Origin of the sequence: Lysinibacillus fusiformis, assembly GCF_002845985.1 — a bacterium.
Lineage (GTDB): Bacteria > Bacillota > Bacilli > Bacillales_A > Planococcaceae > Lysinibacillus > Lysinibacillus fusiformis_D.
This window is the reverse complement of the sequence record NZ_PDFK01000001.1, coordinates 809,432-835,017: the sequence shown is the minus strand read 5'-3', so window position 1 is coordinate 835,017 and position 25,586 is coordinate 809,432. Positions and strand designations below refer to the sequence as shown.

Sequence of the window (25,586 nt, the reverse complement as noted above, 5' to 3'; positions counted from 1 at the left end):
GTACATATACAGTCATGTTATTTTTGTGAAAAGGATTTAAGAATTGTTTAAGAAAGAAAAAAACTAGTCCTGACTGTTAGCACAGAACTAGCTTTTATTATTAACTAGAGTGGATAGATGCAAAATATGGTTGCTGACCGTGACGGAAATAGGTTAACAGATAGCCATTTTTTTGTACAATTTTGCCATTTAGGAAATTGTGATAGTCAAGGCCATGAGGGATAATCAGTGTATGCTTAAACAACTCTTTCTCAGATAGCTTAAAGCTAGCAAATTCCTCGCCAGCGATAGTAGGATCTTCGCGTAATGCTTGATAAAGGGCTTTTTGTTGCTCTTCTGTTGGGCGTTCATTCCACCACAGCTTACGTGGTTGGAACTGCTGTGCCATTAGATAATCAAGCTGCATGAGACTCTGGATAATATTTAAATTCACGCCCTCCACAGTTTCCAAAAACATTAATAAACGGCGGAATAAATCTTCCAACTGATGGCCAATACGAGACCAACCTTTTGTTTCCCAATACGTCCCAAAGTTTTGGAAAAAATCAAATGGTGTGTCAAAGACCTCAGTAACTAAGTATTCAATCGTATGATCCATCCGATGGTCATTCCAATACTTCTCAAGAACATCCTCTGCATGTTTAATGCGTACGATATCATCAAAGGTTAGCACATTATTTGAAAAGATTTCGTAAGGAGAGACATCCACATAGGTATAACCAAACTTTTCCGCTTCTAATCGAAGGCCTGTACCACGTAAAAGCTTTAAAAATCCTAGCTGTAACTCTTCTGGTCTCATCGCAAAAACGTCATTAAACGTTTGACGGAAGCTTGCGTAATCTTCCTCTGGTAGACCAGCAATTAAATCTAAATGTTGATCTATTTTTCCGCCATCCTTCACCATTGTTACCGTTCGTTTTAGCTTTTCAAAGTTTTGACGACGTTTCACGAGTGTATTGGTTAAATCGTTTGTAGATTGTACGCCAATTTCGAAACGGAACAAACCTTTTGGTGCATTGTCATTTAAGAATTGAATCACCTCAGGGCGCATAATATCTGCAGTAATCTCAAATTGGAATACAACACCAGGTTTATGTTCATCAATTAAAAACTGGAACATTTCCATTGCATAGCTACGGCTAATATTGAAGGTACGATCCACGAATTTAATTGTCTGAGCTCCGTTATCCATTAAAAAACGAATATCTTCTTTTATTTTTTCACGGTTAAAGTATCGTACACCTACTTCAATAGAAGATAAACAAAATTGGCAACTAAATGGGCAGCCTCTACTTGTTTCGATATACTGAATGCGTTTACCTAAATGGGGAAGATCCTCCTCAAAGCGGAATGGACTTGGTAATTCACGCAAATCAATTTTAGGTGGCATAGCGTGAATTTTGACTTTTCCATCCTCTAAATAACAAATGCCTGGAACATCCTCTAACAAAATTTCACCGTGGAAATAGCGTAATAATTGTTTGAAAGAAGTTTCTCCTTCGCCCATGACAATAAAATCTACCTCGCGTATTTGACGTAACCAATGATGAGAATCGTAAGAAACCTCAGGACCTCCTAGCAAAATTTTAACATTTGGACAGACAGTCTTTAACATTTTTATAACGTGAATGGTTTCTTCTATATTCCAGATGTAGCAACTAAATCCAACAATATCAGGTTTTTTTTGGAATAAATCTGATACAATATTAAAAGCAGGATCCTTAATAGTGTACTCTGCTATAATTGGATTAAATTCTGGTAAAGCGGCGCCTTTAAGATAGCGCAATGCTAAATTTGTGTGAATATACTTTGCATTTAAAGTAGTTAAAATAGTATTCATGCAATAATCTTCCTTTCAACATCTTATTGTATCAGTCAAGTATCTGACATACAATATAATTCTTTTTACCTATTTATTTTGTGAACGGTTCGTGAAATAATTTAAAATACTTAAATTTACTAAATTTTGTAATAATAGAATCGTGCTGTCATAAAGTATAGTAAAGGCTCAAAATTCGATTTAGAGGTTTTTTACTCTTTTGAAAGGTTCGGTGAGAAAGTTGAAGCAAAATGATATTAATCAATGTTTTGGAAATCTTATGAAAAGTACTTCGTCACCAACACTTATACTCAATAAAGCAGGGAAAATTTTGAACGTTAATGAGGCTGCTATTAAACGTTTTAATCTTAATTTAACGTATATTGGCTATTTAGCTATGGACGAGCCATCTAATTTTAAATGGACTAAATTCGTCAAACAATTACAAAATGATTTACGTTCAGAAGAAATTTTTAATATTCGTACAACTGGAAACGACTATGAAATGCTGTCTTTTAAATGTTTTTATGATCCTAATACAGAAGAAATTGTTGCGCAAATTTCTACACTAAATGATGATGTTGCTCATAAATTATACATGAGTCAGGCGCATGAAAGATCACAATCTTTTAATGCATACGATTATTTACCTTATGCTGTTATTGTAAGTGATGCTAGCGGTATTATTCTTGGGCTTAATAAGTATGCGGAAATGTTTCTGAAAGTTGAAAATTCGCAGTTGCTCCATAAAGCACATCAACATATATTCGATTCATTTACATTGAAAAAGGGACAAATTACATCATACCTGTCTAAGCTGATGGGTGACAAGCATGCAAGTATTCATGTAGTCGATGAAACACAAGTAAGCAGAACTTGCTATTATGAAATTTCCAGTATTTTCGATGAATACAATAATATTATTGTCACGGTTATCAATGATGAAACAGAGAAAAAACAACTTCAGCATAAAGTCGAGCATCAGCAAGCATTAAATGTTGTGGGACAGATGGCTGCAAGTATTGCGCATGAAATTCGTAACCCATTAACTTCTTTAAAGGGATTTACTGAATTATTAAAGTTAAATGCTGATGATGAATCACGCATGTATCTCTCTGTTATTGACAGTGAGCTTCAACGGATGGAACAAATTTTATCCGAGCTTTTAGTGTTGTCTAAGCCAACGACGATGAAAGTTGAATTATTAGAACTGGATCATATTGTAAAGCAAGTCATTGAGTTTATGCTACCAGATGCACTCATGAAAAATATTATGATTCAGTACATTTCTCCTTCTAACCAAATTTATATCGGTGGCAACGAGAATCGCTTAAAGCAGGTGTTAATGAACCTAATTAAAAATGCAATGGAATCCATGAATAATGGTGGCACGATTACAGTTGAAATGGCGACAAATGACTGTGCGATTGTCGAGCTTATGATTAAAGATGAAGGGGTTGGCATGGACAGCACGACACTTCAAAACCTATTCCAGCCTTTTTACACGACAAAATCAACAGGGACAGGACTGGGCCTTGCTTTCGTGAAAAAGGTGATTGAAGAACATGATGGGGTAATAGGCGTTAATAGTGAACTACAGAAGGGGACATGCTTTCATCTGCAGTTCCCAATTTACACATTTAATCAACTTGATACATTGGAAGTATCCTCAAAAGATTCTGCTTATTTAGTAACGTAAATAGAGTAAAAATGGTGAGATAATTCACAATAAAACCTTCTAAATCATATAATGCTTTTGACAATGCTTTTCTAATATCGCTATAATGTCATATAAAGAGCGAAGTGAGAGGAAAAGAATATGAAGTCAGAAGATCTAAAACAATCTTTAAAATTATATATTGTACTATCGCGTGCATTGAAAGCGATCAATGAGACAACACATCAATTATTTCAGGATAATGGTTTAAACCCAACTGAATTTGCTGTTCTAGAGCTTCTTTACCATAAAGGGAGACAACCTTTACAGCAAATAGGCAATAAAATTTTGCTCGCTAGTGGGTCTATTACGTATGTCATTGATAAGCTTGAAAAGAGAGGCTATTTATTACGTGTTTCTTGTCCTTCAGATCGTCGTGTGACATATGCAGAAATCACTGGAGAAGGTGAAGCCTTTATGGCAGAGCTATTCCCAAAACACGAGCAGCATTTGCATGAATTAATGAGTGTGCTATCACCGCAAGAAAAGGAACAAGCAATTACGTTATTAAAGAAAATAGGCCTTTCTATTAAGGATTTATCTTATTAAAAAAGTTGTCTCATTGATTTGAGACAACTTTTTTATAATGGAAATAAAAGGACGATAGACAATGTCTATCGTCCTTATTGTCTTACTATTTTTTAGAGATAGTGGCTGCCATATTAAGCATAGCATCTGTTAAATCTTGTTTATCGTTATCGTGAATTGTTAATTTTGTAATGAGACCATCTTTTTCAAAAACAACCCCAATAACTTTCTCTGTGTCAAAGTCTACGACATAACCCTCGATATGTTGAACATCTTTAAATGCTGCTAATTCTTCAGTAGTTAAAGCTACTGTTTCGCCTACAGCATTCATATAATCTTGCATAGTTGTTTTCACTTCATCAAAGCTTGATTGTGATGCTTCAATTGTTTCAATACGCATAAACACTTCGTCATCATCATTAGATACTAACATATCTTTACCTGGTTCTTCCTGTGTCATTGTAAATCCTGGAAGCTGTTGTAGCTTGTAGGTTTGATTGACACTTTCAGACTGAGTGGCTGTTTCCGTTTTATTTTCGCCTTTTTGTACGTATTTCACATCTTGTTGTGGCTGTTTAGAAGTATCCTCTGTATTTGTATCATCTGATGCAGGAGTTTCCTCTTCTTCTTGTGATTCGCCTGCAGTTTCATCTCCAGATGGTTTTTGATCAACACCAGTATTGGATGGCTCATTTTGTTGAGCATCTGAATCCCCTGTTTTATCAGAGGTATTACAACCTACAACTAATATGGTTGTTAGTACTAATGCAAGAATTGAAAATAATTTTTTTTGCATAAAAAACCCTCCTTTTCTAAATTAAACGTTTGTAAAGATAAAATGTTTCCAAAATTAAATGTTATGATGTTAAAGGCAACACTAAAAATAATAATAGTACAAAAACGACATGAGCTACAATAACAAGTGGCATACTTTTTTTCCACTCATAGATGAAGCCCCAAATAATACTTGCCAAAAGTACAGCTATAACACCAAGTATAAAACCACTTAGAGCAATTGATATCGCACACAGTATTGCAGTTACTATAACGGCCAACGATGGACGCATAAAGCGTTTTAACTGCTGTTGGATATAACCACGCCAAAATAGTTCTTCACCTATGGCAACGATGAATACGAGTAAAACATAGTGCCAAATATTTTGTGGTCCATAGTTTGTTAAAAACTTTTGAACGGATTGTACTAAATTATTATTAATATATGGAGCGAGCCAGTAACCAAAGCGAATGATACCATATGTGATGGTACCGTATCCAATACCAAAGAGTAAAAATTGCCATGTAGGTAATTTATCTTCAATGGAGCCAGCTAAGATGGCGATGGCAATACATACTAATAAAGTAAATGCATACATGTACCAAAATACTGCTTGGTTAGCAAAGGTAAAAGCAAGCATGCCATAAACGAATAATAAAGAAAGGAGAAATAGTAGTGTTTGTTTCGAATTTGTTAGCATATTCGACCTCCATACTTTAATTTTATCAAAAAAATAGCCCCTTATCATCTATAAAGACAAATAGGGACTATTCGGACTATTAAGCTTCATTAGTATATAAAATTTTATAACGTTTATGATTGACGACCGTTTTCTCTTCAATCTCAAGGGAATCAAAATTCTCCATATATGTTAAATTAACAATCACCGAATTTTCATTTACCTTTTCGACAATACCTTGTAGACCATTTTTAAACTCGATAATATTTCCAACTTCAGCTATTTTCACAGACAGTCAGCTCCTTCATCGACTAATAATATACAGTTTGCATGAAAATTTGGGAAACGTAAAGCTTTTTTTAAATAATTCATAATTTATTACACAAAAGATGAAAAGAGAGGTATAAAATAAATGGAAAAATACGAAAATATGCTTAAACAATTACAAAACGGGGAAATAGAAAGTATTGAAATTCAAAAGGAAGATTTTTATGAATTTCGCGAAATACTTGTAAAGCATCCTTTATTTAAACATTATAGGGGTGAGGCCAAACAAAATGGACGGATTATATATACTTATACTGAACTTCCGAGAAGTTAAAATTTGTCGAACATTGTCGTAAGTTAATGCTGTAAGAAATAAAATATAAATGTATAATAATGGTATGATTATTTGTGTGTGGAGGGTTGTATGAATGGTCAATCTACTCTTGAAACAAATGGAACAAACTCGTGAGATGATGATTCGCTCAGGTGTAGAAAACGGGTTACAAAATGCAAAAACCATTCAACTGAGTCGCAGATTAGATCAGTTAATGAACACTTATTATAGACAGATGGCATTTGAGGAAGAAAAAGACCAAGAAAACTAAAAAGATTGTTCCAGTATTCAGAGTAAAAACATTTTAACATATATGTTTAAAATGCATTTCAATGGGGAATAACTTACTATGAACACAGCAACATTCTCATTTCCCCCTTTAGAGCAGTGATCCCCCAATCACTTGCTCTCTTTTTTTTCGCTTATTCGGTATATATGTCATACATAAAAAGTTTAGTACAAGTTATGGGAAGAGTTTGAATTATATGTTTCCTTCACCTAAACTGAAAAGATACAGAGTTTGGATTCTCACAGAGAGTGCAGACATTCTAAAATAAAGGAGCATGTACATATGACGAAGAAACGTATAGCATTTATTGGCACTGGTGTGATGGGTGCTAGCATCATTAAACATTTAATAAAAAATGGGCATGAAGTATCTGTGTTTACGCGGACAAAGGAAAAAGCAGAACCTCTTGTGGCATTGGGAGCGTCTTGGGCAAGTTCGCCAGCAGCAGCATTTAAAAATCGTGACATTGCCTTCACAATGGTTGGATATCCTTCAGATGTTGAGGAAGTATATTTTGGGCAAAATGGTCTTTTCCAAACAGCAGAGCAAGGTAACATTGTCGTTGATATGACGACTTCAGAGCCTTCCTTGGCAAAGAGAATTTATGAGCACGCCCTTTCAATGGGTGTAGAGGCTTTAGATGCTCCTGTTTCAGGTGGTGATATAGGAGCACAAAATGGTACATTGTCCATTATGATTGGTGGCGATCAAGCTACCTATGATAAGGTATTGCCAATTATGAAGCATTTTGGGGGAAATATTGTTTATCAAGGTGAAGCGGGTGCTGGGCAACATGCAAAGATGTGCAACCAAATTGTCATTGCTTCAGGTATGATTGGAGTGTGCGAATCACTAGCATATGGTTTAAAGGCAGGTTTAGATTTACCGACGGTATTACAATCAATCGCATCAGGGGCAGCTGGCTCATGGTCTTTAAGCAATTTAGCTCCACGCATGATACAAGGGGATTTTGCTCCAGGCTTTTATGTTAAACATTTTGTCAAAGATATGAAAATTGCTTTAGATGAATCCAAAAAAATGGGTATCTCTTTACCAGGGCTTTCATTAGCATATGACATGTATGAGAAATTGATTGAAGAGGGCTATGGTGATAATGGTACACAAGTTCTTCTAAAGTATTATAAATAGTGGCGTGAATAGGAAACCTGAAGTCTCTTTATTTCTTGGGAGACTTCAGGTTTTTTAGTACTACTCTTTACCAAAAAGTTGAGAATCTAAAGAGAAGTTAGATGCTCCTGCTAAAGCAAAATAAAGAGCTATAGCGCCTAAAGCTAAATCTAATTCATAACCAGCCAATCCATCAGCTCCGATAAAGCCAATGCTTAGTTTTGCTGTAAAGATAGCAACGATCATTGTAATCGTTAGTAAAGCGCCAAAGATTCTAGTGGCTAAACCTAAAATAATGGCAATTCCGCCTACTAATTCAATAATCGCAACGATATACGCCATAAATCCTGGTATACCTAGACTATCAAAGAAGTCAGCTGTGTAGCTGATTCCACCTTGAAACTTTTGAAAACCATGTACGGCAAAAATAATGCCAAGAACGACACGTAAAATAGTTGAACCAATCATTTGCATAATAAAATAACTCCTTTTCTTTAACTTACATTTCGTAACCTAGTTTATTTTTAAAAATAACTTTTGTCAAGTAACTTAATGTATTTTTAGAATTGGTTTTTTAGAAAAAGTGCTATACTGTTAAATAGGAACTAACAACAATGGAGGCTAGTAGATTGGATCAAAAAAATATTTGTCCACGATTTGAAAAAGCACTCATGATATTAAATCATCGATGGAATACTTTGCTAATTTATCAGTTGCTCGATGGTCCACAACGTTATTCAACCATTAAAAATCAGTTGAATATTAGTAGTCGTGTTTTAACAGAACGATTAAAGGAGTTAGAGACAGAGCAAATCGTGTTACGTACAGTAATTCCTTCGACACCAGTTGTCATTGAGTATGAGCTTACGGAAAAGGGATATGCTATTGCGCCAGTGCTAAAAGCAATTGAACAATGGTCTTCTGACTGGGTGACACTAAATGAAAAATGATAAAAAGGTATTCAAGTGAGGGGCTTGAATACCTTTTTATCGTGTTGAAATACAAACAATCAATAGAATTTGTGAAAGGTGAAAATGGATTTCCGTTGCAGGCTACTTGCTTTCCTGTGGGCGAGCGCCGAGCCGCTCCGTTTAGGGGCTCGCCTGTCTCGCTATCCTACGGGAGTCAAGTAGCCTTCCACTCCAATCCATAAAAATGTTTCTTGTTAGCAAAGGTTTTCCAATAAAGTGAAGGGTATTCACTACTCTTTATGGTGGGGTGTTGTCACTCATCACTTCTCCACATTGTAAATAAGAGCTTATCCTCTCTCTAATAATATAAATAAAGGGCTATTTTGTTCAGGAAAAGACACTTTTACAGAATGGTTGATTGGAGTAGAGCCAGCGTCACTCCTAGGGGATTAGCGTCCCAGAGGAGACACTGAAGTGAACACAGTGAGTGAAGCGGCTTATCGGACGCCCTCTGGAAAGGACGCTGGCGGAACGGAAATCACCTCCCCTCACCTTGTCAAAAGATCTTTTTTGATTTACACGGAAAACGATGGAAAATGAGTGTTCATTTATCGGTCATTTGGCAGTTATTTTTCAATGAAATTGCTGTTATATTGTAAATAATATTAATTTTCTTTAAAAAAAGATATTTTTTATTACAGAGAGAGGTTAATTGATTATTATAGAAAATAGAGGGGAGGTTTTATATGAAGAAAGGTACAGCAATCGATGTACAGCATCGAAGTCAGTTAGCCATTTATTTATCATTGCCAATACTTTCATGGGCATTTTATGATTTTGCGAATACAATTTTTTCTTCAAATATAAATACAATTTTTTTCCCGTTTTACATGGATGAAGTGCTGGGTACGAATGAAGTCATGCAACAAGTAGCAAGCACCTTTATATCCTACGCCAATGCGATTGCAAGCTTGTTGCTCGTTATCTTTTCACCGCTTTTTGGGGTTTGGATTGATAACACTGGCTATAAAAAGAGGTTTATCGTATGGTTTGCATCTATTTCCATTCTTTTTACATTTATGATGGGGATCTTTGCAAATGTACAATCGACAACCAACTATTCAGGTGTCCCTCTTAGTTTATTTTTAGTAGTTGCAAGCTTTGTCATTGCAAAATTTTTCTTTAATTCAAGTCTAGTATTCTACGACTCTATGATGGGTGATTTAGGAACAAAAGAAGAGATGCCATTAATCTCAGGGTATGGAGTTGCAATTGGTTATTTGGGCACACTTTTCGGATTACTTGTATATTTATATGTTGGTAACAGCGATTTTCACCGAGCGTTTATTCCAACAGCTATCTTGTATTTATTATTTTCATTGCCATTATTTTTAATTAATAAAGATACACCTATTCCAAAAGCGCAGCGCAAGTCCATAAAGTTTTTAGACGGCTATAAAGAAATCATTCAAACTTTTAAGGATATGAAGCAATATAAGGCCATTTTTACGTTCATGATTGCTTATTTCTTTTTAAATGATGCCATTGCTACGACGATCGCCATGATGGCTGTTTATGCTACGGCAATTGTTGGATTTAGTTCTGGTCAGTTTATCGTTCTTTATTTGGTCTCTACGGTATCAACAATCATTGGTTCTCTTGCATTTGGCTATATAACGAAATCCATAGGAGCTAAACGTGCCATTACGATAGTTGCGCTCATTATGATTATTGCTTTAGTGTTCGCTGTTTTTGCCTCAGCACAATGGATGTTCTGGCTAGCAGGTAGTCTATTTGGGATATCTCTTGGATCCATGTGGGTGACATCTAGGACCTATATTATTGAATTATCACCATATGAGAAACGCGGGCAGTTTTTCGGCTTATTTGCCTTTTCAGGTAAAGTATCATCGATTATCGGTCCAGCCGTATATGGAACAGTGACATTATGGATGAAGGATTATGGCACCCTTGCTAGTCGTGTCGCGTTATCAACATTAATAGTGATGACAGTAATCGGCCTATTGGTACATCTAAAAGTTAATGATAAAAATGGAAATAGCAAGTAGGAGAAATGTATTGCCTATGATACAATTGAATTATAAATAGATGTAGAGAAAGGAGCGGGATTGCATTGGAACATAAAGGAATATTATTAGAAAGTGGCACAAATGAGCTAGAAATCGTTGAATTTGAAGTAGCAAACAATAAATTCGGCATCAATGTCATTAAAGTGAAAGAAATTATTCAACCGATACCAGTAACATTTATCCCACACGCGCACCCGCATGTAGAAGGAATTATTCAATTACGAGGTGAAGTATTACCGGTTGTAGATATGCTGCGAGTATTAGGAATTCAAGGTGCGGAGCGTAATCCACAACAAAAATATATTGTGGCTGAATTCAATAAGCAACGTGTTGTTTTCCATGTAGATAATGTGACACAAATTCATCGTATTTCATGGAATCAAATTGAAAAGCCATCTGATATGTATCAAGGTGGGACATCACAAGTAATTGGTGTAATTAAACAAAATGAACAAATGATTCTATTGCTAGATTTCGAAAGAATTATGGTGGATATCAATCCTGAATCAGGAATTAGTGTGGAATCTGTTAAAAAGCTTGGTAAACGTGAACGTTCTGGAAAGCGTATTTTAATTGCAGAAGATTCACCATTATTACGCAAATTATTATTCGATACAATGAGCGAAGCTGGTTATGACAATGTTGAATTCTTTGAAAATGGTCGCGATGCTTATGAATACTTAGAAGGAATTGCGAATAGTGGTAGCGATATCGCAGAACATATTCAATTAGTGGTAACTGATATTGAGATGCCACAAATGGATGGTCATCATTTGACACGAAAAATCAAAGAGCACCCTGATCTTCAAAAGCTTCCTGTCATCATTTTCTCAAGTCTCATTACAGACGATCTTCGCCATAAAGGGGATCAAGTAGGAGCAGAAGATCAAATTAGTAAGCCAGAAATTGCAGAGCTCATTTTACGTGTTGACCAACTTATTCTGTAATGGTAATGACTTACAAGATACTTCACAATTTTAATAATGGGTATCCTAAAAGTAAAAATAAATGAAAGAAAAGTCGGATGCCTTAAAAGGGTGCCGACTTTTTTGTATAGGTCCACATTTTATGAACAAAATAGGCTTGGAGGATGTGATGATTTGAATGAACTAAAAACAGCCATTATTGATATCGGCTCCAATACCATTCGATTAGTATTATATCAGTATGATAATGAAGAGGGGCTTCGTGAGCTAGGAAATATTAAAACGGTAGCACGTTTGCGTACATATATATTGCCTTCAGGAGAAATGTCTGAAGAAGGTATTCAAGTGTTATCAGAAACTTTATTCACATTCAAAGCGATGCTAGAGGATTTTGAAATAACTGATGTCAAAGCAGCTGCAACTGCTGCTATCCGACAAGCCACTAATCGAGATCAAATTATAGAGGAAATGAAAAAACGAACTGGTATCCAAATCGAGCTTTTATCAGAAGAAGAAGAAGCCTATTTTGGCTATGTTGCAGTTGCCTATTCCATGGGTACAAAATCGGCCGTAACAATTGATATTGGTGGTGGAAGTACCGAAATTACGCTCTTTGAAAATAAAGAAATTCAGCAATCACATAGTTTTCCATTTGGGACAGTTTCTTTAAAGCAACGATTTGTAAAAGGCGACATTATGAATAGTAGTGAAAAAGTGGAACTCATTGCCTTTGTTAAAGAGCAATTTCAAACACTCCCTTGGATACAAAATGTCGCATTACCTGTTATCGCAATTGGTGGTAGTGCGCGGAATATTGTACAAATTCATCAGCAAAAGCATGACTATCCAATTGCAAGTGTGCATGGCTACGAAATGTCTAAGGCAGATTTGGATGATTTAAGCTCATTTTTAGGTCAACTAAGCTTTCAGGAATTGAAACAATTAGATGGGCTTTCATCGGATCGCGCAGATATTATTGTACCTGCATTAGAGGTATTTAGAGTATTAATGGAGGCGGTTGGTAGTGGGACATTCCAACTGACAAAGAGAGGTTTACGTGAGGGACTCATTTTTCAACGGATTTTGCAAACAGATGCACAGGCCTTTGATAAATACAATGTATTTGAAGGGAATGCAAGAAGATTAGCACGTCAGTATGGTCGAACTGAAATGGAAGTTGATTATTTAATGAATTTAGCAGACCAATTGTATCGTGAATGCTGTCATTTAGGTTATTTGCAATATAATCCAGAAGATTTGCATTTATTGTCGAAAGCGGCCAAGGTTTTTAATATTGGAGAGTATATTGAATTAAGCTCTTCCAGCCAACATACTTTTTATTTAATCGCAAATCAATCCATTGATGGTTTAAATCATTTAGAACGAGTAAAACTAGCACTTCTTGCATCCTATAAAAATAAAGATTATTTTGAACGATTTGCCGCTCCGTTTGCAATATGGATGGATCGTGAGGAATATCGCAAATTACGAGATTTTGGAGCGTTATTAAAATTTGTCTATGCGTTAAATGTGTCAAAGCGCAATGTTGTTCATGCCATTGAGATGCGCACAGAAGAGGATTATGTACAACTGGATATTTATGTGAAAAAGAATGCAGCTGCTGAAAAGTATCAAGCCAATCGCCATAGAAAACATTTAGAACGAGCATTAAAAATCCCAATGAGGATCAATTTTATTGAAGAAGGGTGGAACAATGGATGACAACTGAAGTAACGAAAAACGAGCTACATGAGGAAGACTTTTCAGAAAAACATAGTCGGTTATTAGAGGAGATTGCCAAGCCTCAGTACTATAATAATCGGGAATTGAGCTGGCTTGCCTTTAATGAACGAGTATTAGAGGAAGCGGAGGATATCAATAATCCTCTGCTAGAGCGTTTGAAATTTTTAGCTATATTTAGCTCAAATTTAGATGAATTTTTTATGGTGCGTGTTGCAGGGCTACAAGATCAAGTTCGAGCTGGCTTTCATAAACCTGAAAATAAATCTGGATTAACACCAAAGGAGCAGTTGGCGAAAATTGCAGAGCGTACACAAGCATTAGTTCGTCGACAGACAGAAGTTTATCGTCATTTAATCTATGATTTGCTTCCACAGCATAATGTACATATTGCAGATATGAAAGATTTAAACAGAGCACAAAAAGCATTTATCAATGAGATGTTTGCGGAAACAATCTTCCCAGTTTTAACCCCTGTAGCAGTAGACGCGTATCGTCCTTTCCCAACATTATTTGGTAAGACATTGAATTTACTCGTACTGTTAGAGCAGGATGAGACCGAAGTTGAAAGTCGGGAAAAAGTAGCCATCGTACAAGTCCCTTCTGTCCTAGACCGTTATATAAAAGTACCATCCGAAGAAGGGAAAACAATTGTTGTTTTATTGGAGGACGTGATTGTAGCGCATATTGAAAAGCTATTTTATGGCTATAGTGTAAAATCAGCACAAGCTTTCCGTCTAACAAGAAATGCAGATTTAACGATCCATGAAGAGGGGGCTCGCGATCTGCTAGTTGAAATTGAAAAGGAACTAAAAAAACGAAAATGGGGCGTAGGGAGCCGTTTAGAAGTTCGAGTTGGAGAAATGAATGAGGAAGTACTTCAATATTTATTAGATGAATTTGAAATTGAAGAAACAGATGTGTTCCATATTGATGGGCCTTTGGATTTAACCTTTATGTTCTCTTTCGTTAAAGGTATTTCTGTTGGTCGCGAGCATCTAGAATATGAAAGCTTTATTCCACAGCCACCTTTAGATTTACAATCAGATGAAAATATTTTTGAAAAAGCTCTACAACAAGATATATTTTTTCATCATCCATATGAATCGTTTGCTCCAATTGTTGATTTTATTGCAGAGGCAGCGGTTAACCCAAATATATTAGCAATCAAGCAAACATTATATCGAGTAAGTGGCAATTCACCGATTATACAAGCATTAAAACTTGCAGCTGAAAATGGCAAACAAGTAACAGTGCTAGTTGAACTTAAGGCTCGTTTTGATGAAGAAAACAATGTACACTGGGCAAAACAATTAGAACAAGCAGGCTGTCTTGTGATTTATGGCATGAATAATTTAAAAACGCACTCTAAAATAACACTAGTTGTTAGTCGTCGTAACGGTAAAATTGAGCGTTTTGTCCATCTTGGGACAGGAAATTATAATGATGCTACTGCAAAAATTTATACGGATATGGGCATAATAACTACAGATAAAGAGTTTGGCATTGATGCGACAAACTTCTTTAACTACTTAAGCGGCTATACAGAAAAGCCTACCTTTAATCATTTAGTCGTGGCACCATTTGATATTCGAGATGAATTTATTCGTTTAATGGATGAGGAAATTGCTTGTCATAAAAAACATGGTAATGGTTTTATTAGGGCAAAAATGAACTCACTGACAGACAAAGACTTAATGATGAAGCTTTATGAAGCATCCATTGCAGGTGTAAAAGTGGAACTCATTATACGTGGTATTTGCTGTATTAGACCAGGTATTCCTGGTATAAGTGAAAACATTACAGTGACAAGTATTGTTGGCCGTTTCCTAGAACATTCTCGTATCTATTGGTTCCATCATAATGGAGAAAATAAAGTCTATTTATCGTCAGCAGATATGATGACACGCAATATGATTAAACGTGTAGAAATATTGTTCCCTGTATATGCAAGTGAAGCAAAAACTCGTATTATTGACATAATGAATGCACAATTAATGGATACTGCGAAAGCACGTATTCAAGACTCGAATGGTAAATACCATTACAAAGAGTTTGATCGTAGCGAAGATCCGTTAAATAGCCAGGAAGTTTTCTTAAAGGATGCATTAAAGCCTACGCTAGACGAAGAATAGAGCAAACACGCTACTTAGTGAGGGATAGAATGAAAAAATATAGAGAGAGTGTAGCGCCATTTGCAGATTATCAGCAGCTCATCCAACTGAATCCATTTGATGCAGTTGTCTGTTTGAAAAAAGTGGATACGGCCGTGTTTGAGGTTGTTGAATTTAATGATAAGCTATCTTTATTGCTTGAGTTACAAGATAGCTCAGCCAAGAACGCGGAGCATTTTTTTTCAGAGCCATGCTGGCTGCAATTGTCGGAACTGCTAAATCAAGATGTCAATCAACAGCATGTCCTAACATTAGGTACTGATCTTCAAAAAAAAACATTTGTGATTCATGTACAGCACTTAGCTAATTCTATGGTCGCTATGATCCTTCGTGCAACACAAAGTGAAATAGCGCCATATTTACAATTTGTGGAGCAACATGTGAGCCCAGTGTTAACGACAGATATACAAGGTCGTATTATCCATCAGAACGTTGCTGCTACCTCTGTCTTATCTAGAGAGCAGCACAGCCTAATAGGACTAGATATTTTTTCATTATTAGAAAGTAGATATAGCAATGAATTTAAATTATTATTTGCCAAAACCATTGAAGGTTCAGCTTTTGGCATGCCTAGGTGTTTATTAAAGGGCCAATTGCTAAGTAAAGAGCCTTTTTATTTAAGAACGCATCCAACTTATTATAATGGTGAGGTAATAGGGGTACATTTATTTGTCAAAGAAGCCAATTCATTTATGAATGATCATGAGGCATTTTATTACCTAGCGCTGATGGACGAATTAACAGGTATTTGGAACCGAAAGGCTTTTAAAGAACACTGGCTGCACCATTTAAATGATAAAAAGCAAGAACACAAGCAAGCTGCTCTAATTTTGGTTGATATTGATCGCTTTAAAAAATTTAATGAATCTCTTGGCGAGAGCAAGGGTGACGAGCTTATGCGTATGTTTAGTCATAGGCTTCGTGAGCTTTGTTACTCAAAATGCTCCCTTTATCGCTATAACAGTGATGAGTTTATCTTTGTGCTAAAAGATGCAACCATCCAAAAAATTGAGCATACCGCGAATGCAATCTTGGATGTTCTAAAACAGCCGTTTATGATAGATGGACAGGAATATTTTATTAGCGTGTCGATTGGCATTTCGCTTAGTCCAGCAGATGGAAGAGATTTAGAGACACTTGTACGGAAAGCTGATAAGGCTTTATTTTCTGCTAAAGAGCATGGCCGATCACATTACCGTTACTATCGTGAAGATATGACAGCTGTCTTTCCAAATGAAGCATTAATGGAGGCACATTTACGTCGTGCCATTGAATTTAATGAGCTGAGTCTCCATCTACAGCCACAAATGGATTTAGCAAACAATAGCATCAATAGCTTTGAAGCATTACTGCGGTGGAATAATCGTAAATTTGGTTTTGTGTCACCTGCACAGTTTATTCCGATTGCTGAGGCTTCAGGCTTAATAATCGAAATAGGTGATTGGATTATTGATGAGGTTTGTCGTTACCAAAGAGAATGGCAATCGAAAGGCTATCGTCCTGTACGGATAGCCGTTAATATTTCACCTAAGCAGTTTAGAAAAGAAAATTTCGCTCGAAAAATTAAAGCGGCTTTGAAGAAATATAGTGTACCACCCGAATTATTAGAGGTGGAGATAACCGAAAGTTCTATGACAAACGTTCATGAAACTTACTCGATTTTGACCGAGTTGAAGCAATTAGGCGTGTATGTGTCAGTGGATGATTTTGGGACAGGCTATTCCTCATTAAGCTATCTTAAGCGCTATCCAATTGATATCATTAAAATCGATCAGTCATTTATTGCAGATATTGCAAAAGATGACAAAAACGAAGCCATTATTAAGGCAATTATTTCGATGTCTCATAATTTAGGATTAGAGGTCATTGCTGAAGGAATTGAAGAGGCTTCACAAGTTGATTTTCTTAAACGTCATCGCTGTCAAAAAGGACAGGGCTATTTATATAATAAACCATTACCAGTGGAAACAATTGTTCAACAATATTTTGTTAGCTAATCAACGAGTAGCACTTTCATCGCCTAAAATGGGTGAAGTGCTACTTTTTTATTTATGGCTTTTAAGACCATCCAAGACAATAGTTGTGAATTGGGCCATTTCGGAAGCCAAATCGAAATCCTCACTATGAATTAACCAATCATAAACATTGGCACGCATACAGCGCCGAATAATTGCTTGTATGTTAGGAGCAGATACATCTTGTCTGAATTCCCCCTGTCGAATTCCTTCCTCAATATATGTATTCATAATTTGAAAGATTTTACGTTGTGGATTGATTAAGTAGTGATCTTGTTCTACTTGGTTTGTCATGGCAGCTGTATACACTGTGCGCAATAAATCTTTTCCTACAACTTTCGTTAAATAGTTCATTTGTTGTTGATAGACAAATAAAATTTTTTCACTTGCTGATAATGAAGGATCAATATTTTTTTCTACAGTGCTATAAAATTGATCCAGCTCCATAAATTTTTCTAATATAACATCATATTTGGATGGGAAATGTGTATAAAAGGTCCCTTTCGAAACATTGCAGGCTTTTGTAATTTGTTCAACAGAGACATGTTCAAAACCATACTTGTTAAATAAATCTAACGAGGTTTTTAATAATTTTTCCCGTGTTTCTAATGCCTTTTTCTGTCTGCTCGTTAATGATTCCATCGTAGCTTATTACCTCCAAAGTAAAGTATTGTAAAATATTTTTTGTAAAAATATTCTGAAAATATCTTTTTTTTAATTGACGAGATGGAATTATTTTGATTATGATTTAATTGACCGCAGTCACTGACTATGGTCAACAAAAGTATCTCGTTATTAATGTTACGACAAAAAATAGGCGTTGGCTAGTGTATCATGCAGCTTGTCTGCTGAATTTTCAAAGATTGGGGGAAGTTTAAATGAAGGAGAAATTAGGTTTTATTGGCTTAGGCAATATGGGGTTACCGATGTCTATCAATTTATTAAAGGCAAATTATCAAGTGTATGGCTTTGATACAAATGCAAAGGCCATGGAGCAATTTAGAGCAGCGGGTGGCATTGGTGTGGAAACAGCAAAGGAAGTTGCACAGCAATGTGATGTGGTGATGACCAGCTTACCGACTCCTCAGGTAGTAGAAATGGTGTATCAATCAGAACAAGGAATCATTCATCATGCTAAAAAGGGGTGCTTACTCATTGATTTTAGTACAGTTAATCCCGAATTGAACGATTCATTATATAAAGAAGCAAAAGCCTTAGGGTTACGATATTTAGGAGCACCTGTAAGTGGGGGAGTAATTGGAGCAGTAAATGCTACTCTAACAATTATGGTTGGTGGCGACAAGGAAGATTATGAAAGTGCTGCAAAAATATTCGGAATAGTCGGTAAAAATAGTTACCATCTAGGAATTTCGTCAAGTGTAGGTACACGTATTAAATTATTAAATAATTTAATGATTGGATTTTATACAGAGGCTGTCGCTGAAACAATCGTACTTGGTGAAAAGATGGGCATTCATGCTGATGTGCTGTATGAAGTGTTAAGTAATAGCTATGGTCAAAGCCGTATTTATGAACGCAATTATGTGGAATATATGAAAAACGATAATTATGAGCCAGGCTTTTCGACAAATCTACTATTAAAGGATTTAAAGCTAGCGAAGGAAATGGCTGACGAAGCAGGCGTATCGCTGCGAATCGGGGAAAAGTTGGTGGATTTGTATAGTGAAATTGCTCAGCAAGGCTATGGTGAAAACGATATGTCTGCTGCTTATTTAAGTTTAAAAGAAACTGCTAAAATAGAACAATTTTAAGAGGAGGAAAAGAAAAATGACAACAGCACAAGAAATTCAAACATTAACACATTTTATTGGCGGACATTTAGTGGAAGGAAAAAGCGGCCGTTATGGTTCAGTATTCAATCCTACAACAGGTGATGTCATTGCAAAAGTACCACTTGCCACAATAGCAGAAACACGGGAGGCAATTGAGCAAGCACAAGCGGCATTTCCTAAATGGCGTGACACATCTGTGGCAAAGCGAGCAGAAATTGTCTTAAAGTTTCGAAACCTTATTACAGAAAATATGGAGGAGCTACTGCAAATTATTTGTACAGAAAGCGGAAAGACGCTTGAAGATGCTAAAGGAGAAATCACCCGAGGACTTGAATCTGTTGACTTAGCTATCGGTGCCCCACACTTAATGAAAGGGGAATACTCTGTTAATGTTGGCGGGCAAATTAATGCCTATTCTGCAAAATATCCATTAGGAGTAGTGGCGGCCATCTCGCCATTTAACTTCCCAATTATGGTGCCTTTAGCACAAACAAGTATGGCTATTGCTGTAGGGAATGCTGTTGTGTTAAAAGCATCAGAACGTGTGCCAATGACTGCATTGTTTGTTAGTGAGCTGTGGAAAAAAGCTGGGTTGCCCGATGGTATTTGGACAGTGATAAATGGTGATAAGGATGCCGTTAATGAACTTTTGGAAAACCCAACTGTGCAAGCCATTTCATTTGTTGGCTCAACACCGGTGGCGAAGTATATTTATGAAACAGGCTCAAAGTATGGAAAACGTGTCACTGCCCTTGGTGGTGGTAAAAACAATATGGTTGTGATGCCAGATGCAGACCTTGAACAGGTAGCAAATGCCTTTATTGGGGCAGCATATGGTGCAGCCTCTCAGCGTTGTATGGCAATATCTACGATTATGCCTGTAGGGAAAGAGACAGCAGACCGTCTAGTGGCGATTCTTAAAAAGAAAATCACTAATCTGAAGGTAGGTCCATATACAGACCCTGATGCAGATTTTGGCCCTGTCATTTCTCAACAATCAAAAGAGGCGATTCTTGCTGCAATTGAGCGGGGAGAAACTGAGGGAGCATCGGTGATTTGTGATGGCCGTGAACTTGATATTGTCAAAGAATCTAAAGGCTTCTATGTAGGACCTACATTATTAGATCATGTAAAGCCAGGGATGGAAATTTATGAGCAAGAGGTATTTGGACCTGCTCGTAATGTTGTACGTGTAGATTCACTGGAGGAGGCTATTTCACTTATTAATAAACATGAGCTAGGCAATGGTGTCACAATCTTTACGAATGACGGGTTAGCAGCTCGTCAATTTACGACTGAAATAGATGTTGGCATGGTAGGTGTCAATGTACCAATTCCAATTCCAGTTGGCTACCATAATTTTGCTGGTTTTAAAGGCTCTCGTTTTGGTGAAGGGCATATGTTTGGTCCAGATCAGGCACGATTCTTTACAAAAACTAAGACAATTTCAGAGCGTTGGATGGCAGGTAATGCTTCGACAGCATCCACATTTGCATTCCCAAGTAATAACGACTAATACAAGAGCTGTAGATTCTTACAGCTCTTTTTCTTAAAAAAGGAGAGGGAATGGTGTATGCAAGGAAAAACAGTTTTCATTACAGGGGCTGCTCGTGGCATTGGTCTTGCCATCGCCCAAGCATTTGCTAGGGAAGGAGCAAATGTAGTAATTACGGATAAAAATGAACAGCTTTTAAAGGAAGCGGTTGCTCAAAACCCTTCTTTAACGATATATACATGTGATGTGACAGAAGAACAAGCTATACGAGAGGCTATTGCATTTACGATTGAAAAATTTTCAACAATAGACATTTTAATTAATAATGCAGGATTTCAACATGTCTCATTGATTGAAGACTTTAAAACGGAGATTTTTGAGGCTATGCAAAAGGTCATGGTCGTTGCACCATTTGTGGCGATGAAATATGCATTACCACATATGAAGAACAATCAATTTGGTCGCATTATCAATATGGCCTCCATCAATGGGGTTATCGGGTTTGCCGGTAAGGCTGGTTACAACGCAGCAAAGCACGGTGTTATTGGGTTAACAAAAGTGGCAGCCCTGGAGGTAGCAAATGATGGGATTACAGTTAATGCCATTTGTCCAGGTTATGTGGATACAGAATTAGTGCACAATCAATTGAGCGATTTAGCGAAGACTCGAGGTATTCAAGTAGAGGAAGTACTAGAACAGGTGCTTTATCCACTTGTACCGCAAAAACGGCTGTTGGATGTCTCTGAAATTACAGGGCTAGCTTTATATTTAGCAAGCGATGTAGCAAAGGGGTTAACTGGTCAGGCGATTCTTTTAGATGGTGGTTATACGGCTCAATAGCTTAGGAGGGTGAAATATGATTCAAACGAAAACAATCTTTACCGTTCATTCACCAGGAACCATTGTATATGGGCGTGATTCTTTTAAGGAAGTAGGGGACTATGCCAAAGCATTAGGCTCTAAGGCATTAATCGTTAGTGATCCAATCATGGATCGCTTAGGTTTTGTTAAGCAGTGTCATACCTTGTTAAAAATCCAAGGGATAGAGGCTGTTTCATACTTAGGAGTGACAACTGAGCCGGATGATACGTATGTAGCCGAGGGACTACAGCTGCTGCAGAAACACCACTGTGATGTCATTATATCTGTTGGTGGAGGAAGCTGTATTGATACGGCAAAAGCGATTGCGGTAGTAGCTACAAATGGTGGCTACATAGGAGATTATATGAAAATGGCCAAAGTTGCAGCGCATGCACCAATACCGCATATAGCCATACCAACCACAGCGGGGACAGGCTCTGAGGCCACAGATGCAACTGTTATTACGAATACAAAAACGGCTGTAAAAATGATGATTAAACAGCCAGCTTTTATGCCAACTGTTGCAATAGTCGATCCTGTTTTAACTATAACATCACCGCCTGCGATTACAGCAGCAACGGGAATTGATGCTTTAAGTCATGCCATTGAAAGCTATTTATCACGTTTAGCGCATCCATATTCGAATGTTCTTGCATTATCTGCCATGGAATTAATCGTCAATAATATACTTAAAGTTTATGAGCAAGGAGATGATGTGGATGCGAGGGAAGCGATGTCATTAGGCTCCATGCAGGCAGGGCTGTCATTTTCAAATGCTTCTGTTGCCTTAGTTCATGGAATGTCGCGTCCAATCGGTGCACTCTTCCATGTTCCACATGGCATCTCCAATGCGATGCTTTTACCAGCTGTATTGGACTATTCAAAAGAAGCTTGTATAGATCGTCTAGCGGATTTAGGACAGTTTTTTAATAAAACAAAAGAGTCGTATTCACAAGAGGAGCTAGCACAATTAGCCATTACGTCCATTAAGGTAATGTGTAGGCATATGAAGATTGGCAATTTAAAACATTGGGGAATAGAAGAACAAGCTTTTTACAATGTTATCCCTAAAATGGCTGAGGATGCTCTTGCAAGTGGCAGTCCTAGCAATAATCCGAAGATACCAACAAAAGAAGAATTAATGGAACTATATAAAATTGCCTATACGTATGAGTTTTAATGATTGTGAGAGTTATTCAAACTGCTGAATAGCTCTCTTTTTTTGAAAAAACAGAAAATATTCTAGTAATCTATAGAATTAATATGACATATTCGAGAAAATATAGTAAAATTCTAATGAATCATCATTCATTTTTTACTAAGGGGGAAATGGAATGTTACAGGGGAAAACGATTATTATTACGGGTGGATCAAGTGGTATGGGGCTTTATATGGCAAAGCAATTCGTCACTGAAGGTGCTAATGTTGTCATAACAGGGCGTGACGAAGAACGATTAGCAGAGGCTAAAAAATTTATTGCTGAGGCGGGTCCCTCTATTGAGACGTTTCAAATGGATGTGCGTGTACCTGAGCATGCAGAGGCCATGCTCGCATTTGCTATTGATAAATTCGGTCAGGTGGATGGGCTGGTAAATAATGCGGCAGGTAATTTTATTGTACGAGCTGAGGATCTATCTCCGAATGGGTGGAAGGCTGTTGTGGATATTGTGTTAAATGGTACATTTTTCTGTTCTTCAGTAATTGGGAATTATTGGATTAAAAATAATATAAAAGGATCTATTTTAAATATGGTGGCTACTTATGCTTGGAATGCTGGAGCTGGTGTTGTTCACTCAGCTGCAGCAAAAGCTGGTGTATTATCACTGACGAGAACGTTGGCTGTCGAGTGGGGAAAACAGTATGGTATTCGTGTTAATGCGATTGCACCTGGCCCAATTGAACGAACAGGTGGGGCAGATAAGCTTTGGGAATCCGAAGCAGCAGCAGCTCGTACGCTAGATTCAGTTCCATTAGGTCGTATAGGAACACCAGAAGAAATTGCTGATTTAGCTACGTTTATGATGTCTAACAAGGCAAGCTATATGAATGGAGAATGTGTAACACTGGATGGTGGGCAATGGCTCAATCAATATCCATTCTAAAAATATTTGCATAACAGTGAGCTGGGTTGACGCATACTAAGGGTAAAGAAAGGAGTGTTACCTATGGGTATGTGGTTAATTCCAGCTATTATTGCCATTGTGATCATTTCTGCAATTTCGTTTGTGTCTACGCTGAAAATTGCAAAAATGACCTCTGAACGGAAATCTGAAAATGATACACCGATTTCAGAAACAGTCGAAGAGTATGCCACGATGTTGAACCCAATTGTTTGGGTCTATGCGATTTTTTTGCTTTTTTTAGGGATTATGATTTTTTATTACTGGAGTAAGGCTGGTTATTAGATAGAAACCATCTTCATTCAGTTAAGTAGAAACTTGACTGAATGAAGATATACTTAGCTTTTGTAGGATAGACCAAAATAATTCATTGTTCATGAAAACTCTTCCCGACCTGGTCATGGTCATACATAGAAAAGTTATGATATGATGAAAGAGAAGGACTGTTCTCCACAGCGAGAACAGAAAAGGAGAAGAAGTTCATGATTTCAACTAACAGCAAAGACTTATTAGCAATGCCAATTAGTGAATTTATTATTTCCTCTGAAAAAGTTGCGCATGTACAAAGTGGAAATAGTGCAGAACATGCACTCCTTGTACTAACGCGTACAGGGTACTCGTCCATACCTGTATTAGATCTGAAATATCGACTTCAAGGTTTACTTAGCATGAAAATGATTACCGAATCGATTCTTGGTCTTGAGCATATTGAATACGAAAAGCTACCTGATATTAAAGTTGACTCTATAATGGACAAAGAAATTGCCGTATTGAAGTTGACGGATACGTTCCAGCGAGCTTTAGATTTAGTCATTAACCACGCCTTTTTATGTGTAGTAGACGAAGACGGTACATTTGCAGGGATCTTAACAAGACGTGTTATTTTGAAGCAATTGAAAAAATATATTTATCAAAAAGAGTAGTAGCTTAAGAGGGAACTCAGATGAAAATCATGAGGCCCTCTTTGCTTGTAGTGGAGGTTTAAAGATTGATGGCAACAGAGGCAGAAGTATTAAAAATTTTAGCTGAAGAACGCAATATGCGGAAAGCAGCAGAGCGTCTATTCTTATCCCAACCGGCCCTTTCTCAACGATTACAAACGATTGAAAAGGACTGGGGTGCACAGTTATTTATTCGCTCACAAAAGGGGCTAACTGCAACTCCCGCTGGAGAACAGGTGATTGCGTATGCGAAGGAAATGCTAGCTAAAAAAGAAGAGATTTTTGAAACCATTCAATCCTTAACAACAAAGGTCAACGGGACATTAAAAATTGCCTGTGCATCCATTGTTGGTCAAAACTGGCTACCTAAAATTTTAAAGGATTTTGTGTCAAAATATCCTGAAGCTAAAATATCACTGATGACGGGCTGGAGCTCTGAAATTGTCAAGGCACTCTATGAGGGCGAGGCACATGTAGGCATTGTACGTGGCCAAGTTGACTGGAAGGGAGAAAAGATTCACCTTTTCAGAGATACTCTTTATTTAGTGGACAAAGAAGTTAAGACCATTGAAGATGTGTTGAAGACAGACCGTCCATTTATACAATATAAAAGTGATTCTAACTACTATCAAGAAATTCAACAATGGTGGCAACAGCATTTTGCATCAAATCCTAGAAAACAAATTTTAGTGGATCAAATTGAGATTTGTAAGCAAATGGCCTTAAATGGCATCGGCTATGCTATTTTACCTTCCATTACTTTAAATGACCACGATGCCATTCATAAAATCCCGCTGTCCAATGATGAAAAGGAATTTGGGCTTACGCGAGATACTTGGTTAATTGGCTATGAATCCTCCTTTGAATTGAGACAGGTAGAGGCTTTTGTTGAAGTAGTGCAGGATCATGCACGTTGTTTGTTTGATTATACAAAATAGCCAAAAAGGCAGTTCCAAGTCATATCGGAATTGCCTTTTTGTATTC

General features: G+C 36.9%; 25 protein-coding genes. 19 read left to right on the top strand and 6 right to left on the bottom strand.

Translation table 11 applies throughout. The annotated features are described in order from the left end of the window. Positions 1-100 precede the first annotated feature (100 nt). Positions 101-1,840 (bottom strand): B12-binding domain-containing radical SAM protein, encoded by a 1,740-nt coding sequence (locus tag CRI88_RS04235; RefSeq protein ID WP_089931886.1) that lies wholly within the window; start codon positions 1,838-1,840, stop codon positions 101-103. A gap of 310 nt (positions 1,841-2,150) precedes the next feature. On the opposite strand from CRI88_RS04235, the gene CRI88_RS04230 reads away from it, so the two are divergent. Then, positions 2,151-3,518, top strand: a complete 1,368-nt coding sequence (locus tag CRI88_RS04230) for an ATP-binding protein (RefSeq protein ID WP_244504793.1) — start codon at positions 2,151-2,153, stop codon at positions 3,516-3,518. A gap of 120 nt (positions 3,519-3,638) precedes the next feature. Continuing rightward, positions 3,639-4,085, top strand: coding sequence for a MarR family winged helix-turn-helix transcriptional regulator (locus tag CRI88_RS04225; RefSeq protein WP_036125858.1), 447 nt, complete (start codon positions 3,639-3,641; stop codon positions 4,083-4,085). An 85-nt stretch (positions 4,086-4,170) separates the two neighbouring features. Here the strand turns inward: CRI88_RS04225 and CRI88_RS04220 are convergent, their stop codons facing one another. The 3 genes from CRI88_RS04220 to CRI88_RS04210 all read right to left on the bottom strand — a co-directional run bounded on the left by CRI88_RS04220 (position 4,171) and on the right by CRI88_RS04210 (position 5,807). Beyond that, complete coding sequence (locus tag CRI88_RS04220; protein WP_089931889.1) at positions 4,171-4,860, bottom strand: hypothetical protein; 690 nt, start codon at positions 4,858-4,860, stop codon at positions 4,171-4,173. A 61-nt stretch (positions 4,861-4,921) separates the two neighbouring features. Beyond that, the gene (locus tag CRI88_RS04215; RefSeq protein WP_036125844.1) at positions 4,922-5,539 is read right to left on the bottom strand and encodes a CPBP family intramembrane glutamic endopeptidase; all 618 of its coding nucleotides are present in this window, start codon (positions 5,537-5,539) and stop codon (positions 4,922-4,924) included. A 79-nt stretch (positions 5,540-5,618) separates the two neighbouring features. Then, positions 5,619-5,807 (bottom strand): YkvS family protein, encoded by a 189-nt coding sequence (locus tag CRI88_RS04210; RefSeq protein ID WP_004224583.1) that lies wholly within the window; start codon positions 5,805-5,807, stop codon positions 5,619-5,621. A gap of 123 nt (positions 5,808-5,930) precedes the next feature. Here CRI88_RS04210 and CRI88_RS04205 point away from each other — a divergent pair, with 123 nt between their 5' ends. From CRI88_RS04205 to CRI88_RS04195, 3 genes are all read left to right on the top strand, one after another. Then, positions 5,931-6,119 (top strand): hypothetical protein, encoded by a 189-nt coding sequence (locus CRI88_RS04205; protein WP_036125841.1) that lies wholly within the window; start codon positions 5,931-5,933, stop codon positions 6,117-6,119. A gap of 94 nt (positions 6,120-6,213) precedes the next feature. Continuing rightward, complete coding sequence (locus CRI88_RS04200) at positions 6,214-6,390, top strand: aspartyl-phosphate phosphatase Spo0E family protein (protein ID WP_080717115.1); 177 nt, start codon at positions 6,214-6,216, stop codon at positions 6,388-6,390. Positions 6,391-6,690: 300 nt separating this feature from the next. Further along, positions 6,691-7,557 (top strand): NAD(P)-dependent oxidoreductase, encoded by an 867-nt coding sequence (locus tag CRI88_RS04195; RefSeq protein WP_058845177.1) that lies wholly within the window; start codon positions 6,691-6,693, stop codon positions 7,555-7,557. 60 nt (positions 7,558-7,617) lie between these two features. On the opposite strand, the gene CRI88_RS04190 is transcribed toward CRI88_RS04195, so the two are convergent. Then, positions 7,618-8,010 (bottom strand): DoxX family protein, encoded by a 393-nt coding sequence (locus CRI88_RS04190; RefSeq protein ID WP_036125836.1) that lies wholly within the window; start codon positions 8,008-8,010, stop codon positions 7,618-7,620. A 155-nt stretch (positions 8,011-8,165) separates the two neighbouring features. Here CRI88_RS04190 and CRI88_RS04185 point away from each other — a divergent pair, with 155 nt between their 5' ends. The 6 genes from CRI88_RS04185 (at position 8,166) to CRI88_RS04155 (ending at position 17,374) form a co-directional block, all read left to right on the top strand. Then, positions 8,166-8,486 carry a winged helix-turn-helix transcriptional regulator gene (locus tag CRI88_RS04185; RefSeq protein WP_036125834.1) on the top strand — a complete coding sequence of 107 codons (321 nt, stop codon included), beginning with the start codon at positions 8,166-8,168 and terminating at the stop codon, positions 8,484-8,486. 707 nt (positions 8,487-9,193) lie between these two features. After that, positions 9,194-10,516 (top strand): MFS transporter, encoded by a 1,323-nt coding sequence (locus tag CRI88_RS04175; RefSeq protein ID WP_058843413.1) that lies wholly within the window; start codon positions 9,194-9,196, stop codon positions 10,514-10,516. 65 nt (positions 10,517-10,581) lie between these two features. Then, positions 10,582-11,484 carry a chemotaxis protein gene (locus CRI88_RS04170; protein WP_036125743.1) on the top strand — a complete coding sequence of 301 codons (903 nt, stop codon included), beginning with the start codon at positions 10,582-10,584 and terminating at the stop codon, positions 11,482-11,484. 153 nt (positions 11,485-11,637) lie between these two features. Further along, positions 11,638-13,185 (top strand): Ppx/GppA family phosphatase, encoded by a 1,548-nt coding sequence (locus CRI88_RS04165; RefSeq protein ID WP_089931891.1) that lies wholly within the window; start codon positions 11,638-11,640, stop codon positions 13,183-13,185. Continuing rightward, a complete protein-coding gene (locus tag CRI88_RS04160; protein WP_036125738.1) occupies positions 13,182-15,338 on the top strand; it encodes an RNA degradosome polyphosphate kinase in 2,157 nt (718 codons plus the stop codon). The genes CRI88_RS04165 and CRI88_RS04160 overlap by 4 nt, the downstream gene beginning before the upstream one ends. 29 nt (positions 15,339-15,367) lie before the next feature. Further along, entirely contained in the window at positions 15,368-17,374 is a 2,007-nt protein-coding gene (locus tag CRI88_RS04155) for a putative bifunctional diguanylate cyclase/phosphodiesterase (RefSeq protein ID WP_058843414.1), read from the top strand. A gap of 48 nt (positions 17,375-17,422) precedes the next feature. Here the strand turns inward: CRI88_RS04155 and CRI88_RS04150 are convergent, their stop codons facing one another. Then, positions 17,423-18,034, bottom strand: coding sequence for a TetR/AcrR family transcriptional regulator (locus CRI88_RS04150; RefSeq protein ID WP_058843415.1), 612 nt, complete (start codon positions 18,032-18,034; stop codon positions 17,423-17,425). A 236-nt stretch (positions 18,035-18,270) separates the two neighbouring features. Here CRI88_RS04150 and CRI88_RS04145 point away from each other — a divergent pair, with 236 nt between their 5' ends. The 8 genes from CRI88_RS04145 to CRI88_RS04110 all read left to right on the top strand — a co-directional run bounded on the left by CRI88_RS04145 (position 18,271) and on the right by CRI88_RS04110 (position 25,540). Then, complete coding sequence (locus tag CRI88_RS04145; protein ID WP_058843416.1) at positions 18,271-19,164, top strand: NAD(P)-dependent oxidoreductase; 894 nt, start codon at positions 18,271-18,273, stop codon at positions 19,162-19,164. A 16-nt stretch (positions 19,165-19,180) separates the two neighbouring features. Further along, positions 19,181-20,701, top strand: a complete 1,521-nt coding sequence (locus CRI88_RS04140; protein WP_058843417.1) for a CoA-acylating methylmalonate-semialdehyde dehydrogenase — start codon at positions 19,181-19,183, stop codon at positions 20,699-20,701. A 57-nt stretch (positions 20,702-20,758) separates the two neighbouring features. After that, complete coding sequence (locus CRI88_RS04135; RefSeq protein WP_089931893.1) at positions 20,759-21,520, top strand: 3-hydroxybutyrate dehydrogenase; 762 nt, start codon at positions 20,759-20,761, stop codon at positions 21,518-21,520. Positions 21,521-21,536: 16 nt separating this feature from the next. Beyond that, entirely contained in the window at positions 21,537-22,721 is a 1,185-nt protein-coding gene (locus tag CRI88_RS04130; protein ID WP_089931895.1) for an iron-containing alcohol dehydrogenase, read from the top strand. A 154-nt stretch (positions 22,722-22,875) separates the two neighbouring features. After that, the gene (fadH, locus tag CRI88_RS04125) at positions 22,876-23,643 is read left to right on the top strand and encodes a 2,4-dienoyl-CoA reductase (protein ID WP_058843419.1); all 768 of its coding nucleotides are present in this window, start codon (positions 22,876-22,878) and stop codon (positions 23,641-23,643) included. 63 nt (positions 23,644-23,706) lie between these two features. Then, complete coding sequence (locus CRI88_RS04120) at positions 23,707-23,946, top strand: hypothetical protein (RefSeq protein ID WP_036125717.1); 240 nt, start codon at positions 23,707-23,709, stop codon at positions 23,944-23,946. Positions 23,947-24,143: 197 nt separating this feature from the next. Next, positions 24,144-24,584 carry a cyclic-di-AMP-binding protein CbpB gene (gene cbpB / locus CRI88_RS04115; protein ID WP_036125716.1) on the top strand — a complete coding sequence of 147 codons (441 nt, stop codon included), beginning with the start codon at positions 24,144-24,146 and terminating at the stop codon, positions 24,582-24,584. A 68-nt stretch (positions 24,585-24,652) separates the two neighbouring features. Continuing rightward, positions 24,653-25,540, top strand: a complete 888-nt coding sequence (locus tag CRI88_RS04110) for a LysR family transcriptional regulator (protein WP_036125714.1) — start codon at positions 24,653-24,655, stop codon at positions 25,538-25,540. Positions 25,541-25,586: the final 46 nt, after the last annotated feature.

Coding starts and splice junctions, on each gene's coding strand:
- CRI88_RS04235 (WP_089931886.1), bottom strand. CDS start 1,840: ATGAATACTATTTTAACTACTTTAAATGCAAAGTATATTCACACAAAT.
- CRI88_RS04225 (WP_036125858.1), top strand. CDS start 3,639: ATGAAGTCAGAAGATCTAAAACAATCTTTAAAATTATATATTGTACTA.
- CRI88_RS04220 (WP_089931889.1), bottom strand. CDS start 4,860: ATGCAAAAAAAATTATTTTCAATTCTTGCATTAGTACTAACAACCATA.
- CRI88_RS04215 (WP_036125844.1), bottom strand. CDS start 5,539: ATGCTAACAAATTCGAAACAAACACTACTATTTCTCCTTTCTTTATTA.
- CRI88_RS04205 (WP_036125841.1), top strand. CDS start 5,931: ATGGAAAAATACGAAAATATGCTTAAACAATTACAAAACGGGGAAATA.
- CRI88_RS04200 (WP_080717115.1), top strand. CDS start 6,214: ATGGTCAATCTACTCTTGAAACAAATGGAACAAACTCGTGAGATGATG.
- CRI88_RS04195 (WP_058845177.1), top strand. CDS start 6,691: ATGACGAAGAAACGTATAGCATTTATTGGCACTGGTGTGATGGGTGCT.
- CRI88_RS04190 (WP_036125836.1), bottom strand. CDS start 8,010: ATGCAAATGATTGGTTCAACTATTTTACGTGTCGTTCTTGGCATTATT.
- CRI88_RS04175 (WP_058843413.1), top strand. CDS start 9,194: ATGAAGAAAGGTACAGCAATCGATGTACAGCATCGAAGTCAGTTAGCC.
- CRI88_RS04160 (WP_036125738.1), top strand. CDS start 13,182: ATGACAACTGAAGTAACGAAAAACGAGCTACATGAGGAAGACTTTTCA.
- CRI88_RS04155 (WP_058843414.1), top strand. CDS start 15,368: ATGAAAAAATATAGAGAGAGTGTAGCGCCATTTGCAGATTATCAGCAG.
- CRI88_RS04150 (WP_058843415.1), bottom strand. CDS start 18,034: ATGGAATCATTAACGAGCAGACAGAAAAAGGCATTAGAAACACGGGAA.
- CRI88_RS04145 (WP_058843416.1), top strand. CDS start 18,271: ATGAAGGAGAAATTAGGTTTTATTGGCTTAGGCAATATGGGGTTACCG.
- CRI88_RS04140 (WP_058843417.1), top strand. CDS start 19,181: ATGACAACAGCACAAGAAATTCAAACATTAACACATTTTATTGGCGGA.
- CRI88_RS04135 (WP_089931893.1), top strand. CDS start 20,759: ATGCAAGGAAAAACAGTTTTCATTACAGGGGCTGCTCGTGGCATTGGT.
- CRI88_RS04130 (WP_089931895.1), top strand. CDS start 21,537: ATGATTCAAACGAAAACAATCTTTACCGTTCATTCACCAGGAACCATT.
- fadH (WP_058843419.1), top strand. CDS start 22,876: ATGTTACAGGGGAAAACGATTATTATTACGGGTGGATCAAGTGGTATG.
- CRI88_RS04120 (WP_036125717.1), top strand. CDS start 23,707: ATGGGTATGTGGTTAATTCCAGCTATTATTGCCATTGTGATCATTTCT.
- cbpB (WP_036125716.1), top strand. CDS start 24,144: ATGATTTCAACTAACAGCAAAGACTTATTAGCAATGCCAATTAGTGAA.
- CRI88_RS04110 (WP_036125714.1), top strand. CDS start 24,653: ATGGCAACAGAGGCAGAAGTATTAAAAATTTTAGCTGAAGAACGCAAT.